Genomic DNA, 18,189 nt, shown 5'->3' on the forward strand with positions numbered 1-18,189 from the left:
ATTGGGCCGTGCCTGACGAGTGCTTAAGGTGCTTAATGTTTAAGGTGCTGTGCCTTGGGCTCTTAAAGCCGCCCTCACTCCGTACCAGTCCGCATGGCCCGGTACTCGCGCCGCACGATATCCATCAACTCCGCCACCGACGTGCTGGCCGCTTCCTTCTCGTATGTCACGCGCCCGCGTTGCATCAGCATCACGCGATCCGCGATATCCAGCGTCTGCGCGTAGTTGTGCATGATCATCACGATCGAGAGACCGCCCTTCTCTTTCAGACGCAGCACGAGATCAATGATGAGTCCGGCCTCACGTGCGCCCATCGCTGCGAGCGGTTCGTCGAGCAACAGGATCTTCGCGTTCGAATTGACCGCCCGCGCCACGGCGATGGCCTGCCGCTGTCCGCCGGATAGCCGCTCCACTGGCAGATCCACGGACGGCACCCGCACGCCGATTTCTTCCAGACATTCGGCTGCACGCTTGCGCATGGCGCGATTGTTCAGGAGTCGCAACGGTCCCGGGCGAATGATCTCCCGGTTCAGAAACATGTTGTGATAGATGCTGAGCGAATTGGCCAGCGCCAGATCCTGATACACGCACTCAATGCCCAATGCTCGCGCATGATCCACCGAGCGCAGCAGCGTTTCCTCGCCATGAATGAAAAGCTTGCCGCTGGTTTGCTGCTGAAACCCGGTGAGAATCTTGATCAGCGTCGATTTGCCCGCACCGTTGTCACCAAGCACGCCGAGAATCTCGCCCTGCTTGAGCGTCAACGACACGCCGTCGAGCGCGGTGACCGCGCCGAAGCGCTTGACTATCTCTTCACCGCGCAGCGCATACGCCACCTCGGACATCACGACTCTCCCTTACTTGCGCGCAAGACGCACGACGTGAATGTTGAAGATCATCGCAGCAAGAATCGCCGCGCCGAGGATCATGTTGAAGGTGAAGGCGTTGATGCCGATCAGCGTGAAGCCGTCGTTCAGAATGCCCAGCACGGCCGCGCCGATCAGACCGCCGATGATCGTGCCCGAGCCACCCGCGAGCGGCGTGCCGCCGATCACGGCTGCTGCTACTGCGAGGAACATGATCTGGTTGCCGCCGGCCTGCGGGTCGATGGAGGTAATGCGAAAGCCCTCCAGAATCCCGGTGAAGCCTGCGAGCACGGCCGCGATGACGAAGTTGCCGAGTTTCAGCCGGTTCACGTTGATCCCCGCCTCGCTCGACCCTAATGGATTCGCCCCGGATGCAATCGTGTGCAAGCCCCAGCGCGTGTTTCGCAACAGCACGTGCATGAAGGCCGCAATCGCGACGGTCCAGATGATCTCGCTGTAGCCCCATGCGCCCATGAAGGCGGCGAAGCTGTCGCCCTCAGGCGTGGACACCGGCGTGCCGCGCGAGATCGTCAACGTGAGACCGTTGATGAAGAACAGCGTACCCAAGGTCGTCACAAACGAGGGAATCCGCAAGTACACCGTCACCGCGCCGTTGATCAACCCCACCACGGCCGCGGCCACCACACCGGCAATCACCGCGATCCACGTGGGCGCCCCCGCTTCATGCGCGAAGTGCATGATGAACGGCGCGAACGCGAACACCATTCCGGCAGAGAGATCGATCTCACCGCCGATCATCAACATGATTTCGCCGCACGCGATGATGGCCACCGGTGCGATGAATTGCGAGAGGTTTTCGAGGCTGGCGCTGGTGAGCAGGAAATCGTGATTCGCGATTTCGAAGTACGCGGCCAGAATCAGCGCGACCGCGAGAATGCGAATCTCACTGGAGCGTCCAATCGCGCCAGGCCAACGCCTGGCGCGATCGCCCGATTTAGTGGTATCGGTCACAGATGACATTACGACTTGATCCCGCCGTTACGCGGCACGATCTGCGGCTTCGTGCTCTTGCCTTCGTAGCGCGTTTCCGTGTTGAGATACGGATCCACTGTGCCCTTCGTGACGAATTTCAGACCCGAGTTGACGTTAGCCGGTCCGACGAGGCCGCCCGAGGCGAGGAAGGTGAACGCTTCCACCACGGTGTAAAAGCCTTGCACGTACGGCTGCTGATCGATCGTGAAATCGAGGAAGCCGTCGTGAATCAGCTGGACCGTGCGCGGCAGCAAGTCGAAGCCGCCGCCATGCACGCCTTTGGCCGGCAGGTTCGATTCCTTCATCACCTCGGCCACGCCTTGCGTACTGCCTGCGTCCACGGCGAACATGCCCTTCACATCCTGGTGGCCCAGGTAGAACGACTTGATCTTCGAGAGTTCTTCGTTGACGGTGGCGCCCGTTGCGATGGTCTGCACGTCGATCTTCTTGCCGGACTTCTTGATGGCATCAGCGGCACCGTCGAGGCGCGGCTGAATGTTCAGCTGACCCGGCGTAGCAATGAAGAGTGCGACCAGTCCGCTATCCACGAGGCTCGCAATGCGCTCGCCCATCTGATACCCGGACAGATACAGATCCTGGCCGATGTAGGCAAGACGCGGATTCGTGCTGCCACGCGGAGCATCCGCGTTATAGGCAAACACCGGAATGCCGGCATCCAGCGCTTTCTGGATCGGACCATCGAAGGCTTTCGGATCGACGATAGGCACGGCGATCGCATCGGCCTTGGCGGCAATCGCGGCGTTCATCGCATTGACCATCTCGCCGACGTCGGCGTTAGCCGAACCCGTCCACTGATAGTCCATGCCGAACAATCCGCAGGCGTCCTCAATACCGTATTGCGTGGGGACAAAGAAGGGATTGGTCGTGACGTGGTTCACGAACACGATCTTCCAGCGCTTGTGCGATGGAAACGGCTGCCCTTCGGCTGCCATAGCCGGCGTGGTCATGCCACCCAGCGCGCCGCCCAGCAGCGCCATTGCCGAGGCCAGACCTGCGCCTTGCAGCAGGCCGCGCCGCATGTTTTGCACTTCACCCCGTACTTCGCTTTTATCTTCCCGCTCGGCCATCTCATTCTCCCGTCTCTCAGTTATTCAAACTTACTGTGCATGACGGCGCTGGCCGGGAAAGCGCCGGTGCCGGGCATCACCACGCCCCAAGAACCGCTTGCTCAAACGCATGCGACCCCGCATGACGATCCACGGAAAATGCTATATCACGCCTCCCCGGCTATAAACCGATGTATACCCTTAACTAGTCGGACTATTCACGAAGCCATGCGCGGGCCTGGCAATGTCGTGCCATTCGCCAAGAACGCCGTTCAGTGACCTCGAGTGACAATCAGTTGAACCTGGCAAAGCGCGGCAAACGTATGCGGAGCCGCCTGGCCGCCGCTAATGAACGCCACACAAGAACGCCACGTCACGTCTTGCACCGCAGCATGACTTGACAGCCTGATGACGGCATCGTGTCAGGTGACGCTGAAGACATGTGCAAGCGTCGGCGTCTCCCACACTGCGGGTCACGAAAAGCAACCTGAGAGCAACCCGCGAGCAACCTGCCACGAACTTGAAGGCAAGCTACACGCGGCAAATAGTATTACTATCAAGGGAAGTTAAGGAGGAACTCCATGAAGGACGCCAAACGCCCGTTACGCTCTGCCCAATGGTTCGGCACAGCCGACAAGAACGGCTTCATGTATCGCAGCTGGATGAAAAATCAGGGCATCCCGGATCACGAATTCCAGGGCAAGCCGATCATCGGCATCTGCAATACGTGGTCGGAACTCACGCCGTGCAACGCGCATTTTCGCAAGCTCGCGGAGCACGTCAAACGCGGCGTGTTCGAAGCGGGCGGCTTTCCTGTCGAGTTTCCGGTGTTCTCCAACGGCGAGTCGAACCTGCGACCCACGGCGATGTTTACGCGCAACCTGGCGAGCATGGACGTGGAGGAATCGATCCGCGGCAATCCCATCGACGCCGTCGTGCTGCTCGTGGGATGCGACAAGACCACCCCCGCGCTGCTGATGGGCGCGGCGAGTTGCGACGTGCCCGCCATCGCCGTGACGGGCGGTCCGATGCTCAACGGCAAGCACCAGGGACGCGACATCGGTTCCGGCACAATAGTCTGGCAATTGAGCGAGCAGGTGAAGGCCGGCAAGATCACTCTGCACGACTTCATGTCGGCGGAAGCGGGCATGTCGCGCTCGGCAGGCACCTGCAATACGATGGGCACCGCATCGACGATGGCCTGCATGGCCGAAGCGCTCGGCGTCACGCTGCCGCACAACGCCGCGATTCCCGCCGTGGATGCACGCCGCTACGTGCTCGCGCATATGTCGGGCATGCGCATCGTCGAGATGGCGCTGGAAGATCTGCGCCTGTCGAAACTGCTCACGCGCGAAGCGTTCGAAAACGCGATTCGCGTGAACGCGGCGATTGGCGGGTCGACCAATGCCGCGATTCACCTGAAGGCCATTGCTGGGCGCATTGGCGTCAACCTCGAACTCGACGACTGGACCCGCATTGGGCGCGGCACGCCGACGCTGGTCGATCTGCAGCCGTCTGGCCGCTTCCTCATGGAAGAGTTTTATTACGCGGGCGGTTTGCCTGCCGTCGTGCGACGCCTCGGCGAAGCGGCGCTCTTGCCGCATCCCGATGCATTGACTGCGAATGGCCACACGCTGTGGGACAACTGCAAGGAAGCGCCGATCTACAACGATGAGGTGATCCGTCCAATCGACAAGCCGCTCGTCGCCGATGGCGGCCTGTGTGTGCTGCGCGGCAATCTCGCGCCGAACGGCGCGGTGCTCAAGCCGTCCGCTGCGACGCCCGCCTTGCTCAAGCATCGTGGCCGGGCAGTGGTGTTCGAGAACTTCGAGGACTACAAGGCGCGCATCGGCGCGGAAGATCTCGAGGTCACCGCCGATTCCGTGCTCGTCCTGAAGAACTGCGGCCCGAAGGGATACCCCGGCATGGCGGAAGTGGGCAACATGGGACTGCCGCCCAAGCTGCTCGCGCAAGGCATCACGGACATGGTGCGGATCTCCGATGCGCGCATGAGCGGCACGGCCTACGGCACCGTGGTGCTGCACGTCGCGCCGGAAGCACGCGCCGGCGGCCCGCTCGCGGTGGTACGCAATGGCGACTGGATCGACCTGGACTGCCATACCGGCCGGCTGCATCTGGACATCAGCGAGGCCGAACTGACCGCGCGTCTCGCACAGTGGCACGAGGAGCGGCAGCAGGTGCCCGCGGATGCGAGCGGCTACCGGCATCTCTACGTCGAGCACGTCTTGCAGGCCGATCAGGGATGCGACTTCGACTTCCTGGTAGGCTGCCGGGGCTCAGAGGTGCCGCGTCATTCGCATTGAAGGTTTGACTGCGCGCGCCTAACTGGCGCGCCCCTACGGGCGTTACGCCGGATGGCCGCGCCCGACTTCGAGAATGCTCTCGGCATCCGCGCTGGCGTTCTCCAGTTGCACGAGGCTCGCCTGGCGCGCGCCGAGCGGATCGTGGCTCTGAATCGCCGTGAGAATTGCCTTGTGACGCGGCAACGAGAGCGCGTGTGTGTCGGGATGACGGCTCGTCAGCTTGATCGATTCGGATAGCGCCAGCGACAGCATGTTGCCGATGTGTGCCAGCAGATCGTTGTGCGTGGCCGCCATGATAGCGCGATGAAACTCGAGGTCGGGTTCGAGCAATGCGCTCGCCGTGGGCGCGCGCTCCATGCGTTCGTAGGCGTTGGCGATGCGCTCCACGTCTTCGCTGGTGGCCGCGCTTGCCGCGAGTGCGGCGGCGGCCGGTTCGATCACGCGGCGCACCGTCAGCAGCGAATGAAAGAACTCCCCTTCCGGCACGCTGCTGAGCGTCCAGTAGAGTACGTCGGGGTCGAGCATATGCCAGTCTTCACGCGGCCGCACGACGCTACCCACGCGCGGCTTCGACACCACCAGGCCCTTCGCCACAAGCACCCGCGTTGCTTCGCGCAGCACGGGCCGGCTCACGCCATAACGCTCGCATAAGTCGGCTTCGGCCGGCAGGCGTTGCCCCGGCTGAACCTCGCCGCTGACAATGTGCTTGCCGAGTTCCTGCACGATGCGTGCGTGCAGGCTCTTGCGTTGTTGCAGATGACGGTAGTCCATGTGGCGAGAATGAAGGTCATGCGGATGTGGCGCACCGTGGCGGCCCGCTCGGGCCGGCAATTGGAAACGATTGACAACGTATAGGGTGCGCGATCAAGCATAACACGCGTGATCTCGCGTGGGCGCACAGATGGGGTCGCAGCCGCATAAGCCGGCGGGGTCCGCTTGACAATGTATTGGGATGCTAAGCGTTTGTTCTGGATGGTCAAGCGAGGCAGTGAAAATGGCGCGCTGCTTTAAGCTGTGCAAGACACCTGCAACATGGCCTGCGTATGCGCGACATCCGCGTGAGGACGGCGTTGCAGGAAACGCGCGCAGTGGGGGTCGCCCGTGTAGTTGTTGAATAAGGCGGGCGCGTCGCCTGGCCGGGTACGGCGCAGTTGCAAACGCGCAGTCACGAGTTCGACGCGATTCCCCACTGACACTCCTTCCGGACTCGCTAGATACGATGCCCTGCCTCAGTGCGCGTCGTACCCGTCGCGCCTGCGCTCTTGAGCGGATCGGGCGCGTCCTCCAGTGCGCTGTCGTGATGCAACAGCAGCACCGCCGCCACGCCCACGAGGCCCGCGCCTGCGAGGCACAGCAGACCGGCGCCGAAGCCGCCGGTGCTGTCCTTGATCCAGCCCATCGCATACGGACCGAAGAAGCCCGCCAGATTGCCCAACGAATTCACCGCGGCAATGCCGCACGCCGCCGCTGCGCCAGACAGGAACGCTGCTGGCAGTGTCCAGATCACCGGCAGACAACCGAAGATGCCAAAGCCTGCAATGGATAGCGCGATCATCTTCAGCACGGGGTTATCCAGCCCCGCCGCTGCGCCGATACCGCCAGCGGCCACCAGCAGCGCAATAGCGACGTGCCATTTGCGCTCCAGTTTGCTGTCCGAATGACGTCCCCACAGCACCATGCTGACGACGCCCACGATATACGGCAGCGAAGTGACGAAGCCGGTTTGCAGGTTGGTCAGGCCGAAACCTTTGACGATCTGCGGCAGGAAAAAGCTCAGCCCGTAGTTGGTTGCGTTCGCACCGAAATAGATCAGCGCAATGGCCAGCACACGCGGGTTCACGAGCGCCTCGCGCACGCTGAATGAGCGCACTGCTTCGCGCTTGCTGCGCTCATCCGCGAGACGCTTGACGAGCCACTCGCGTTCGTCGGTTTGCAGCCACGTGGCGTCCTTGGGACGGTCGGTCAGGTAGCCGAGCACTACGAACGAGAGGAGCAGTGCAGGCGCTGCCTCGAGCAGATACACCCATTGCCAGCCGGCCATGCCGGCGAGACCATCCATGCCCAGCAGCGCGCCCGAAATCGGTGCGCCGATCACCGTGGAAAGTGGAATCGCCGCCATGAAATAGCCGACCACGCGCGCCCGGTACATGGACGGAAACCACAAGGTCAGCAGGAAGATGATGCCTGGGAAAAACCCGGCCTCCGCAATGCCGAGCAGCACCCGCAACGTGTAGAACACATGCGCAGATGACAGCCCCGTATAGCGCGAAATATCCGGGATGAAGGCCATCGCCCCCGCGAGGATGCCCCACGTGAACATGATGCGGGCAATCCAGCGGCGTGCGCCAAATTTTTCCAGCATCAGGTTGGAAGGGACTTCGAAGAAAAAGTACGCGATGAAGAAAATGCCGGCGCCAAAACCAAACGCGCTGGAGGACAGATGCAGGTCCTTGTTCATTTGCAGTGCAGCAAACCCCACGTTTACCCGGTCAAGGTATGCCACGAAGTAACACAACATCAGAAACGGTACGAGCCTTGCCGTCACACGCGCCAAAGTACGGGCTTCAATCTCCATGAACGCTCTCCCTTTAAGAGAACCTCGCGAGAACCTCGTGCGGATTCAGTCACGCTCGAGCGGCCATCCGCTCCAGGTAGCAAAAGAGTAAACGGGGAAACGCCGCGCGGAAAGCAATTTCTGATTGCCAACCAATTGCCAACGATTACCGCAAGAATGTCGTGTGTGAAATGCGCATGCGGTGTTAGTGACTGAGCCGTGCAGGAAGCGCAGCGAATGCGAGCTTTACAAATCGCTTCACGACACGCCCACGACCCGCCGCATGTGGGCGGCGCGCGCGTGGCACAGGTTCAGCCCAGCAGACTCAGCCGCACGGTACGCGCCAGCTCATCGAGTTGGAACGGCTTGCGCAGGATGCTGCAGTGACGCACCGCGAGTCGCGAGACATCGACGTCCGCATAACCGGTAGCAAGAATCACCGGCAGGTCGTCACGCAATTCACGCGCGGCGGAAATCACGTCGATACCGTTCATGCCCGGCATCGCAAAGTCGACCATCAGCAGATCGGGGCTGTCGTCCGGCAAACGCGCCAACCCCGCTTTCCCATCGGGCGCTTCTGTCACCACATAGCCGAGCATTTTGAGCGACTCCACCAGCATCGAGCGCACTTCACTGTCGTCCTCGACCACCAGAATCCGCTTGATGCCCTGCGCGTTTTCTTCGGCTGCGGAAATTACTTCGGATTCCGATTCGACGGGCTCACGCAACGGCAGCCACAACTGCACTGTGGTACCACGTCCTTCTTCGCTCATCACGCGTGCCGTGCCGCCGGTCTGGCGCGTGATGCCATACACCTGACTCAAGCCCAGCCCCGTGCCTTTGCCAATCGGCTTGGTGGTGAAGAACGGATCGAACACGCGCGAGATCACATCGGCGGGAATGCCCGAGCCGGTATCCGTGAATTCGGCCACCACGTAACGGCCGGGCTCCAGCGTCGGGTCAGGCGCGGCCTGCTGCCCGACGCGCACTTCCAGCGTGCCGCCTGCCGGCATGGCGTCACGCGCATTGATGGCCAGGTTCAGGATAGCGAGTTCGAGCTGGTTGGCATCCGCCTCGGTCCACAGTTGCTCGTCCTCGAAATGCGTGACGAACTGGATGGTCGAGCCCAGCGAAACGGTGATGATGTCCCGCATGCCTTGCAGCAGCGCCACTACGTCCACGGCCTTGAGGTCGATGTTGCTGGTGCGGGAAAACGTCAGCAGCTGACCGGTGAGTTTGGCGCCGCGCTCGGTGGCGCGTTTCGCCGTCGCGGCCATCGTACGCACCCGCTCGTCGCTGCTGACGCGCGCAATGAGTTCCGCGTTGACCATGATGACGTTCAGCAGATTGTTGAAGTCGTGCGCAATGCCGCCCGTCAACTGCCCGAGCGCTTCCATCTTCTGCGATTGCACCAGCACGGCCTGCACCTTGGCGCGCTCGTGGATCTCTTTCATCAAGCGATCGTTGGCCGAAGCGAGTTCATGGGTTCGCTCGGCGATGCGGCTTTCGAGCGAGTCGTTGAGCTGCACCAGCGCCGCCTGGGCGTCGATCAGATCGGCCAGGTGACGGCGCGATTGATACTGGCGAATCCGCGCCCGCTGTGACGACGCCACCGCGCGGCGCAGCGTTTCCGAGTTCAGGGGCCGCTCCAGCACCACCACGTTACCGAGCCGCTCGAGCACTTCGAGACTGTGTGCCGAGCGCCGTCCCATGCGCGTGCCGGCCAGCACGATCACCGGAAAATCGGACCACGCGGGTTGACGTTCGAGCCATTCGAACAGTTGCGGCGTATGCGGGGAAGCCAGCGCCTCTTCGGTGATGAGCGTCGTGCCCGCGCCTCGATCCAGCTCGGCATTCAAGGCGGCGACGTCGGCGCAGCGCACGCACTCGTGCGAGTCCTTGGTGAGCACTTCTGCGATGACGTCGGCATCACGACCGAACGGCGCCAGAATCAGTACGCGGCGCTCCATAGCGTGATCAACCGGCACGGGCAATCACACTGTCCGTGTTCGCCAGCATCGCGGTATTGCCCTTGTAGGACGGCAATCCGGTCAGCACGCCGTCGAAGTCGCGCAGCGCCTCGCCGATCTCTACACCATCCGTACCGAGGCGGAATTGACGGATGGAGCGCTCATGCGCGTTGGCGCGGCTCTTCACCGCCGCGATCGCCGTCAGCACTTCGCCTTGATGCTCGAAGTAACGGAACAGCACGACCACATCGCTGAGGTAGCTGATGTCGATATCGTTCTGCACTTCGCCGATGATGCCGTGCTGACCGAGAACCAGCATCGTGACGATGCCCTGCTGGTTGAGATACCCCAGCAACTCGTGCATCTGCAGCAGCAGATAGCGCTCGCCAGGCATGGCCTGCAAATACGCATTGAGACTGTCGATGGCGACGTATTTCATGCCGCGCTTTTCGACCGCGTCGCGCACGTCGCTGGCAAATTCGCCGGGCGACAACTCCGCCGGATCAATCTGTCTGACGGTCAGCAAACCGGACTCCATATGCGGCTGCAAATCCATACCAAGCGTCTTCGAGCGCAGCAGCAAGGTGCTCAGCGTTTCGTCGAACAGGTAGTAAATGCAGCGCTCGCCGCGCTTTAACGCGGCGGTCAGCATCGACACCACGGTAGTTGTCTTGCCCACCCCCGACGGCCCGATCATCAGCACACTGGTGCCGGGAATCAGGCCACCGCCCAGCAGTGTGTCGAGCCGATCGGTGCCGGTACTGAGCATCTTCGGATTGAAGCTCGTGTGATGCTCCGCTGCGATGAGGCGCGGGTACACCTTGATGCCGCCCGTATCCAGCGTGAAGTCGTGAAAGCCTTCGCGGAATTTGATGCCACGCATCTTCGCGATGCGCATGCGGCGCCGGTTGCCGCCGTAGTCGTGCGCCATGCTATCGAGGCTGATCACACCGTGAGCAATGCTATGCAATTGCAGATCGCCGGGCTCGGACGAATTGTCGTCGAGCAGCAGCACCGTGCACGAGCGCGTCGCGAGAAAGCGCTTGAGCGCCAGAATCTGCCGGCGATAGCGCAGCGGATTCTGCGAAAGCAGCCGCAGTTCGGACAGACTGTCGAGCACGATCCGCACGGGTTTGAGTTCATCCACTTTTTGCAGGACGTCGCGCACGGTCTCGCCCAATTCCACCTCGGCGGGTTGCAGAACCGTCTGTTCATAGCGCGGGTCGAGGCCTTCGTCGGACAGCAGTTCTACGATCGTGAACTGGCTCACGTCCCATCCATGACTTTCCGAAACGGCGATCAGCTCATCGCGTGTTTCGGAGAGCGTGATGTACAGGCCGGACTGCCCTTGTGCAGCGCCGCGCAGTAAAAACTGCAACGCGAGGGTAGTTTTGCCGGTTCCTGGTGCGCCTTCCACGAGATACATGCGATGCGGCGTCAAACCGCCGCCGAGCACGTCGTCGATCCCGTCGATCCCGGTAGAGAGGCGCTTTGCGCGTGGTTTATCGGTATTTTCTAGCATGATGGTGACGTCATGACGCGACGTGATTAGTGAAAGTGAGCCGGCCGCGCAGCGCCTATGCTGACGCCGTCCAACGGACCAGCGCGATCCTTCGAGCAAGTAGTGGGCCAGGCGCGGGCGGCAAATTCGACCGGTGTGGGGGGCGGCATGTGCACGTCTGTAAATCCGCAAGCGTGCGCTGCGGTGCGGCGCAACTCTTGCGGCAAGTCCCGGCGGTAAGCGCCGTTGGCAGTCGCGGATGGCAGTCGCGGTTGGCAATTCGTCCCATCGCAGGCACGCGCCAACACCTACCCCTACACGCAAGGACGCGCATGGAATCAGGCAGCGGCAGCGCACGCTCGATCGAAGTGGACTTCTTTCGCGGGCTCGTGCTGATCGTCATCGTGCTGGATCACATCCCCGGCAGTCTGCTGTCGCATGTGATGCTGCACGCCTATGCGTTCTGTGATTCGGCGGAGGTGTTCGTGTTTCTCGGCGGCTATGCGTCGGCGGCCGCCTACACGGCCGTGCTGAACAAACGCGGCATGGACGCGGCCCGAACGCGCTTTTTCAAACGCTGTTGGGAAATCTACCGTGCGTATCTGCTCACTGCCGTGCTGACGCTGGGGTCGGGCGCACTACTCGCCCGCTTCCATCTGAACCCGCCCATGATCGAGATGACCGGCTGGCCGCCGTTCGCCAGTCAGCCCTGGCGTGAAGCGCTCGACATCCTCGTGTTGCGGCGTCAACCGTATCTGTCGAGCGTGCTGCCCATGTATGTGCTGTTCGCGTTATGCGTGCCGCTGACGGTGCCGCTCGCACGCCGCTCGCCGGTCGTCGCACTGCTGCTGAGCGTCGTCATCTGGGCTGCGGCGCGGCCATTTGCCCTGCTGTTCAGTATTGACGATGTGCGCGATTGGGCTTTCAATCCGTTTGCGTGGCAACTCATGTTCGTGCTTGGCATCGTGAGCCGCGTGCATCCCGTCAGCGAGCGCTTTCATGGTTCCAACGCGGCCCGCTGGCTGACGCACGTTGCTGTGCTGGCGGTGCTGGCATTTGCCGTGCTCAAGCTGTTCGTGCTGACGCAACCCCTGCCTGGCGCGCTCAAACAAAACCTCTCGGTGGATCGGGTGATCAACTTCCTCGCTATTCTCTGGCTCACTACCCGGCTCGTGCGCCGCGGCAGCGTCGCATGGCTCGCACAACGCCTGCCTGCGGTCGTGCGTGTCGGGCGCACCGGCCTCGTCTGCTTCGTCAGCGGCACGCTGGTCTCGCTGATCGTCGATACGGCCACGCCGCACGCTTTTCACGGCATCAAAGGCGGCCTGGTGGCGCTTGCCGGCGACCTCGTCGCGATCGCCGCCATGCTGCTCATCGCGCGCTGCTGGAGCGACTGGCGCGGCGACGATTCACGGCCGGACGATTCACGCCCCAACCAACCCCGTCCCGCAGTGAGCGGCGTCAAGTGCGGATGAGTGCGAGAACAGTGAGGAAAGCGAAACATATGCAGCGCCTGCACGACGCGCTCAGACCATGCCGACGCGCCGCGTGCGCGATGCTGTACGCGCTGCTGCTGGGCGCCCCAATCAGCGCCGTCGCGGCATCGAAAATCGCCACGCTTGCCGCGCAGTGTGCGGCGCTCGCGGGCGCTACGGTGGCGCCGGAAAGCATCGGGCTCGCCACCCACGGTGCGCAGATCGACAGCGCCACCATGATTCACGCCACCACTCCCGGCAACCAGAGCGGCGAGTTCTGTCGAGTCACCGGCAGCATCAAGGCAATTCTTGCCAGCACGCCCGATATTCATTTCGACCTGAACCTGCCGCTCAACTGGAACGGCCGTGCCTTGCAGATTGGCGGCGGCGGCTACGACGGCGTGGTGGTGAGCGGCATTGGCGTCACGCCGTTTTCGCCGCTACGTGCACCGCTCGCCGAAGGCTACGCCACCTTCGGTGACGACTCCGGTCACACAGGCAATTCGGCGCTGGCCGACTTCGGGCTCGTCAATGAAGCGGTGGTCAATTTCGGCTACGCGCATCTGAAGAAAACCCACGACGTGGCGCTCGCCTTGATCGGACGCGTGTACGGGCGCGGTCCGGAGCGGATGTATTTCGGCGGCGGTTCGACGGGCGGGCGCGAAGGCTATACCGTGCTGCAACGCTTTCCCGACGACTACGACGGCGTGATCGCCAACTCCCCCGCGCTCAACTTTTCCGGCGTGCGACTGCTGGGCGTGGCGCTCGGCCGCGCGGAGTATGCGACGCCCGGCGGCTACGTGCCGCCCGCGCTGCTCGAGCGCGTCTACCGGCGCACACTCGAAGTCTGCGACAAGCTCGATGGCGCCGCCGACGGCATCATCAGCGACGTCGAAGGCTGCCGCCAGCACGAACAGGAGGTAGTCGATTCGCTGCGCTGCCCGGCGGCCGTATCCACGGCGGCCGTCTCCACGGCGACTGCCGCGAGCGACACGTGCCTGACAGAGCCGCAGATCGCCACGCTGATGGTGCTGCGCAACGGCCTGTCGCTGCCCTACCCGCTGGCCTCGAACGCGAACCACTATGACGGCTACAACGTGTTCCAGGGCACGCAGTTCACCGGCATGCTCGGCCTCGCGCACGATCCCGGACGGCTGCCCTATCCCACCTTCGTGGCGAACGGCTATCTGTTCACCCAGGGCGACAGCTACATCCGTTATTTCGTGACCCAAAATGCGAAGTTCGATTCGCTCACGTTCGACATCCAGCGCCCCGGCCGTTATCAACAGCAACTGCTGATGCTCTCGCAGACCATCGGTTCGATGAACACCGATCTCTCGCGCTACATCGCGCACGGCGGCAAGCTCATTACGCTGCAAGGGCTCGCGGACGAAGTGATCAGCCCCAATCAGACCATCACGTACTACACGGCGCTCAACGAGCGTTTCGGGGTCGACAAGGTGGATTCCTTCATGCGCCTCTACATGGTGCCGGGCTACCAGCACGGCAACGGCGTTTTCATTCCGTCCGCGGATCTGCTCGGCGCACTGGACAACTGGGTGACGCACGGCGTGTCGCCGGAGACGCTCACCGCCACCGATCTCGCGCCCTCGACCAATGGACGCACGCGCCCGCTATGCCGCTATCCGATGTTTCCGCGCTATGTCGGCAAGGGGAATGTGAACGACGCGAAGAATTTCGTCTGCGCGGAGCCTTGAGCTTGTCAATGAGGTTGCCAATGCAGTGGCCGATGAAGTGGCCAATGCGGTGCAACCCTCGCGGTTCAGCATCAATGCGCCCGCGTTGTTCGCTCTAGCGCCTTGACTTCATTGAATTTGGGCCTACCGTAAACAACAGCACCGTGCGCATCGACGGGGTATGCAATGCGCGAAACGGGATCTCGCAAGGAAAGGTCATGGGCAACCGATACGAACGCTCCCGCCTGTCGCGGTCGTTCACCTATAAAGGCATCCAGTACCATCCCGGCATGCTGTTCGTGCTGGCCGCCCAGGTGGTCTGCCTCGCCACCTTCTCGTTCGCCGCCAACCTGCTCGACAATGACAAATGGCTGTCTGTCACGCTCGGCTTCAGCCTGCTGTTCGGACTGATCCTGTCGCTCGGTTTCTTCGGCACATGGAGCCAGTTCCGCGACGACATCGACCTGTGGACCTTCCTGAACACCAATCCGGTGGAATCGGCCGTGGCCATCGCCACCGCCGGCGAAGTCATCGCCATTCTGATGATGGGACCCACGCCCTGAAGTAATCCGTTGATGGTTGCAGGACGCAGGCCATTGCGCGCGCACCGTTCGAGTGCACGCGAATTACGTCACCTCACGCGTCAAGTCACGGAATCAGCCACAGCGCGACGCCGTAAATGACGAGCGACACCACGAACGTCACCGCCGTATAGCCCATCACCCGCTGTATGCGAATGCCCGCAATGGCAACCACCGGCACGGCCCAGAACGGTTGCAGCATGTTTGAAACGTTCTCGGCCACGGCCACGCCCATCGCCGTGCGCGGCACCGATGCATGCAGGCTCAGCGCGGCGGGCAGAACAAATGGCCCCTGCACCGCCCAGTGACCGCCCGCGCTCGGAATCAGCAGCGTGATGATCAGCGAACTCAGATAGCTCAGCACTGGCAGCGTCACCGGCGTGGCGATTGCGACGAAGGTCTTGGCAATCGACGCCGCCAGTCCGGTCCCCGTCATGATGCCCATGATGCCGCCGTACACCGGGTATTGCAGCAGCATCGAACCTGTCTGGCGCGCGGCGCGGCGGATCGCATCCGCGTACGCAATCGGAGTGCGCTGCAACGCCAGCCCGACCAGCAGGAAGATCAGGATCGTGGTGTTGATGTCGAGCTCGAAGCCCTTGGTGTGCCAGGTCATGCCCAGATAGCCGATGCCGAGCACCAGCAGAATCAGCGTGCCGATCATCGAGCGTTCGGCGCGGGCGGCAAACGAATTCGGCGCGGCGCCGCGCGCATGCGGATCGGCGTCGGCTGCCTGCGTTCCGCTCGCTGCGTCTTCCGTCGTGCTCGCGCTGAAGGCGACGACATGTTCGGGCCTCGGATGCATCTTGATGAAAATCGCCGTCATGACGACCACCACCAGCACCGTCGGAATGAACACGAACGGTGCGAACACGGTCTGGCTCAACGGAATCACCTGGCCGGTGGCTTTCTCCACCAGGTTGAGTGCGTTGCCGTGCGAGGCCTGCGACAGCGCGATCGAACTAGACAGCCCGCTATTGCACACCGACCACGCCGAGTAACTGCCCGCCACCAGCCAGGCGAAATCCACTTTCACGCGCCGCGCGATTTCACGCGACAGCAGGGCTCCGACGATCAGCCCGAGCCCCCAGTTGAGCCATGCGGCCACGCCCACGATCGGGAACACCAGCAGCGCGGCGCGCGCCGGCGTCTGCACGCCCGCGGCGAGGGCCCGCAGGCCGCGTTGCACGATCGGCGCTTCCGCGATGGCATAGCCGGTGGCGAGAATCAGGATCATCTGCAGCGCGAAGCCCAGAATGGCGAACGTGCCGCCGTACCACGAGGTCAGGATCACCGGCACCGTCGCACGCGGCGCGAAGATGAACGCGAGCGCAATGACCACGACGGTCAGGCCAATCGAGAGTACGAACGGGTCCGGCATGACCTGCTCGAACACGTAGACGAGGCCCGCGACCACGCCACGCTGGCGCTCGCGGGAAGGCGAATGAAGTTGATTTGTGTGGGTGTCGCGCTGGTCCATGATGTCTCTTCCTCTGCCCGCCCGTTTTGCCGTGCGGCATGTCGCTCCAACTGCGCCGCACAACCTCGAGGCGATGCACGGCAGCAAATGCAGGATACGCGCAAGCGAGTGCGCTGTATCCGAGGCACGAACCCTACATGATTTCGAGATCTGTTGCTGGGAAGCCGGCAATGCGCCGCCGCGTGTGAGCCAGCCGCGTCACCTGCGCCTTGCCGGACGGCCCGCGGCGCGCACGGCAGCGAGATGGTGTGAAGATTGGCCGGCGCTCGACAACGTGGCGAGGCCGTAGGGTTGCGGAGTATGAAGCGGGAAAACCCGAAATGAAAAAAGGCGGCCGAAGCCGCCTTTCTTTGACACCGTAGCGCTGCAGTATTAGAACGCCGTCCCGATCTGGAACTGGAATTTCTGGTACTGGTCGCCCGCATGCTTCACGAGCGGGAAGCCCAAACTGAGCTTGAGCGGCCCGATTGGCGAAATCCACGCGAGACCCGCACCGTAGGCGTAACGCAGGCCGTTTGCGCCGACGCTGTTACCTTCCGTGCCCCAGACGTTACCGCCGTCGAAGAACGTGAAGACGCGCAGCGTGCGGTCATAACCGGTGCCCGGCAACGGGAACGTGAGTTCGATGTTGCCCACCAGCATCTTCGAGCCGCCGATCGGGTCACCCGTCGAAGCGTCACGCGGACCCAGCGAACTCGGCTCATAGCCGCGCACCGAACCAATACCACCCGCGTAGTAGTTCTTGAAAATCGGGTACGGTTTGCCGTCGAGGCCGTTACCGTAACCACCCTGGAAGTTCAGGCCCAGCACGAAGCCGCGCGCGAACGAGTAGTAATACTGTGCCTGCAGGTCGGCCTTGTAGTAAGGCGTACTGCCGATCGGCGAACCCCATTCGGCGTTCGCTTGCGTGAAGTAACCGCGGCTCGGTACCAGCGCGCTATCGCGGTTATCGCGCGACCAGCCCACCGTCAGCGGCACGTTGTTCGACACGCGGCCGAAGTCGTTCACGTAGTCGATGTAGCTTTGCGGCGTGGTGGAGTCGACGTCGAGGCGGTTCTGTTCGAAGCCGAGACCGAAGTACACCATGTCCGATTCGGAGAACGGGATACCGAACTTCATATCCGCGCCCGCCGTGATGATGCGGAAGCTCGTGTCCGTCGTATTCGAGTAGTACAGCGGCTCGCTCGTCCGGTAGTACACGTCGGTAATACGCTTGATGCCGTCCACCGTGAAGTACGGATCGACCTGCGTCACCGTCAGCGTACGGAAGGTCGTGGCGGTATTCACGTTCACCGCGAGACTCGTGCCCGAGCCAAACACGTTGTCCTGCGACACGCCTGCCGAAATGATCGGGCCTTCGCCTGAGCCGTAACCCAGACCCAGCGTGATCGAGCCGGTCGGCTTTTCCGTGACCTTCACGTCCACGTCGACCTGGTCGGCCGTGCCTTCCACCGGCACCGTGGTCACGTCCACGTCCGTGAAGTAGCCGAGGCGGTTGATCCGGTCCTTCGACAGCGCAAGGCGGCTCGAATCGAACCACGAGCTTTCGAGCTGGCGCATTTCGCGGCGCACCACTTCGTCACGCGTACGCGTGTTGCCGACGATGTTGATGCGGCGCACGTACACGCGGCGGCTCGGATCGACCTGCAGCGTGAGGTCCACCTTGTGGTGTTCCTGATCG

At 62.6% G+C, this 18,189-nt stretch carries 13 protein-coding genes; 4 read left to right on the forward strand and 9 right to left on the reverse strand.

The genetic code is table 11. From position 1 onward, the window contains the following. Window positions 1–74: 74 nt before the first annotated feature. From D0B32_RS31475 to D0B32_RS31485, 3 genes are read right to left on the reverse strand one after another with little or no spacing between them, the layout of a single operon-like run. Window positions 75–845, reverse strand: coding sequence for an ATP-binding cassette domain-containing protein (locus D0B32_RS31475; protein WP_117338282.1), 771 nt, complete (start codon window positions 843–845; stop codon window positions 75–77). Window positions 846–857: 12 nt separating this feature from the next. Further along, on the reverse strand, window positions 858–1,847 hold the full coding sequence (locus D0B32_RS31480) for an ABC transporter permease (protein WP_117338284.1): 990 nt from the start codon (window positions 1,845–1,847) through the stop codon (window positions 858–860). Further along, window positions 1,847–2,947, reverse strand: coding sequence for a sugar ABC transporter substrate-binding protein (locus tag D0B32_RS31485; RefSeq protein ID WP_117338286.1), 1,101 nt, complete (start codon window positions 2,945–2,947; stop codon window positions 1,847–1,849). Before D0B32_RS31485 ends, D0B32_RS31480 begins: the two co-directional genes overlap by 1 nt. Before the next feature lie 560 nt (window positions 2,948–3,507). Here D0B32_RS31485 and D0B32_RS31490 point away from each other — a divergent pair. Further along, window positions 3,508–5,250, forward strand: a complete 1,743-nt coding sequence (locus D0B32_RS31490; RefSeq protein ID WP_117338287.1) for an IlvD/Edd family dehydratase — start codon at window positions 3,508–3,510, stop codon at window positions 5,248–5,250. Window positions 5,251–5,292: 42 nt separating this feature from the next. Here D0B32_RS31490 and D0B32_RS31495 read toward each other — a convergent pair whose 3' ends face one another. The 4 genes from D0B32_RS31495 to D0B32_RS31515 form a co-directional block, all read right to left on the reverse strand. Beyond that, a complete protein-coding gene (locus tag D0B32_RS31495; RefSeq protein WP_117338289.1) occupies window positions 5,293–6,021 on the reverse strand; it encodes a FadR/GntR family transcriptional regulator in 729 nt (242 codons plus the stop codon). Between the two features lie 439 nt (window positions 6,022–6,460). After that, window positions 6,461–7,825, reverse strand: coding sequence for an MFS transporter (locus tag D0B32_RS31505; RefSeq protein WP_117338293.1), 1,365 nt, complete (start codon window positions 7,823–7,825; stop codon window positions 6,461–6,463). Between the two features lie 290 nt (window positions 7,826–8,115). After that, window positions 8,116–9,774, reverse strand: a complete 1,659-nt coding sequence (locus D0B32_RS31510; RefSeq protein ID WP_117338295.1) for an ATP-binding protein — start codon at window positions 9,772–9,774, stop codon at window positions 8,116–8,118. A gap of 7 nt (window positions 9,775–9,781) precedes the next feature. Further along, window positions 9,782–11,296, reverse strand: a complete 1,515-nt coding sequence (locus tag D0B32_RS31515; RefSeq protein WP_117338297.1) for an ATPase domain-containing protein — start codon at window positions 11,294–11,296, stop codon at window positions 9,782–9,784. 311 nt (window positions 11,297–11,607) lie between these two features. Between D0B32_RS31515 and D0B32_RS31520 the strand changes: the two genes are divergently transcribed. From D0B32_RS31520 to D0B32_RS31530, 3 genes are all read left to right on the forward strand, one after another. Continuing rightward, entirely contained in the window at window positions 11,608–12,750 is a 1,143-nt protein-coding gene (locus D0B32_RS31520; protein ID WP_117338299.1) for an OpgC domain-containing protein, read from the forward strand. 29 nt (window positions 12,751–12,779) lie between these two features. Further along, window positions 12,780–14,468, forward strand: a complete 1,689-nt coding sequence (locus D0B32_RS31525) for a tannase/feruloyl esterase family alpha/beta hydrolase (RefSeq protein ID WP_404935625.1) — start codon at window positions 12,780–12,782, stop codon at window positions 14,466–14,468. A 197-nt stretch (window positions 14,469–14,665) separates the two neighbouring features. Next, window positions 14,666–15,010, forward strand: coding sequence for a hypothetical protein (locus D0B32_RS31530; protein WP_259295227.1), 345 nt, complete (start codon window positions 14,666–14,668; stop codon window positions 15,008–15,010). Window positions 15,011–15,095: 85 nt separating this feature from the next. On the opposite strand, the gene D0B32_RS31535 is transcribed toward D0B32_RS31530, so the two are convergent. Together D0B32_RS31535 and bamA are read right to left on the reverse strand one after the other, a co-directional pair. Continuing rightward, complete coding sequence (locus D0B32_RS31535; RefSeq protein WP_117338301.1) at window positions 15,096–16,508, reverse strand: short-chain fatty acid transporter; 1,413 nt, start codon at window positions 16,506–16,508, stop codon at window positions 15,096–15,098. A gap of 372 nt (window positions 16,509–16,880) precedes the next feature. Beyond that, on the reverse strand, window positions 16,881–18,189 hold a 1,309-nt coding region (bamA, locus tag D0B32_RS31540; protein ID WP_117338303.1), incomplete at its 5' end, for an outer membrane protein assembly factor BamA.

This window comes from Paraburkholderia sp. DHOC27 (assembly GCF_003429005.1).
Lineage (GTDB): Bacteria > Pseudomonadota > Gammaproteobacteria > Burkholderiales > Burkholderiaceae > Paraburkholderia.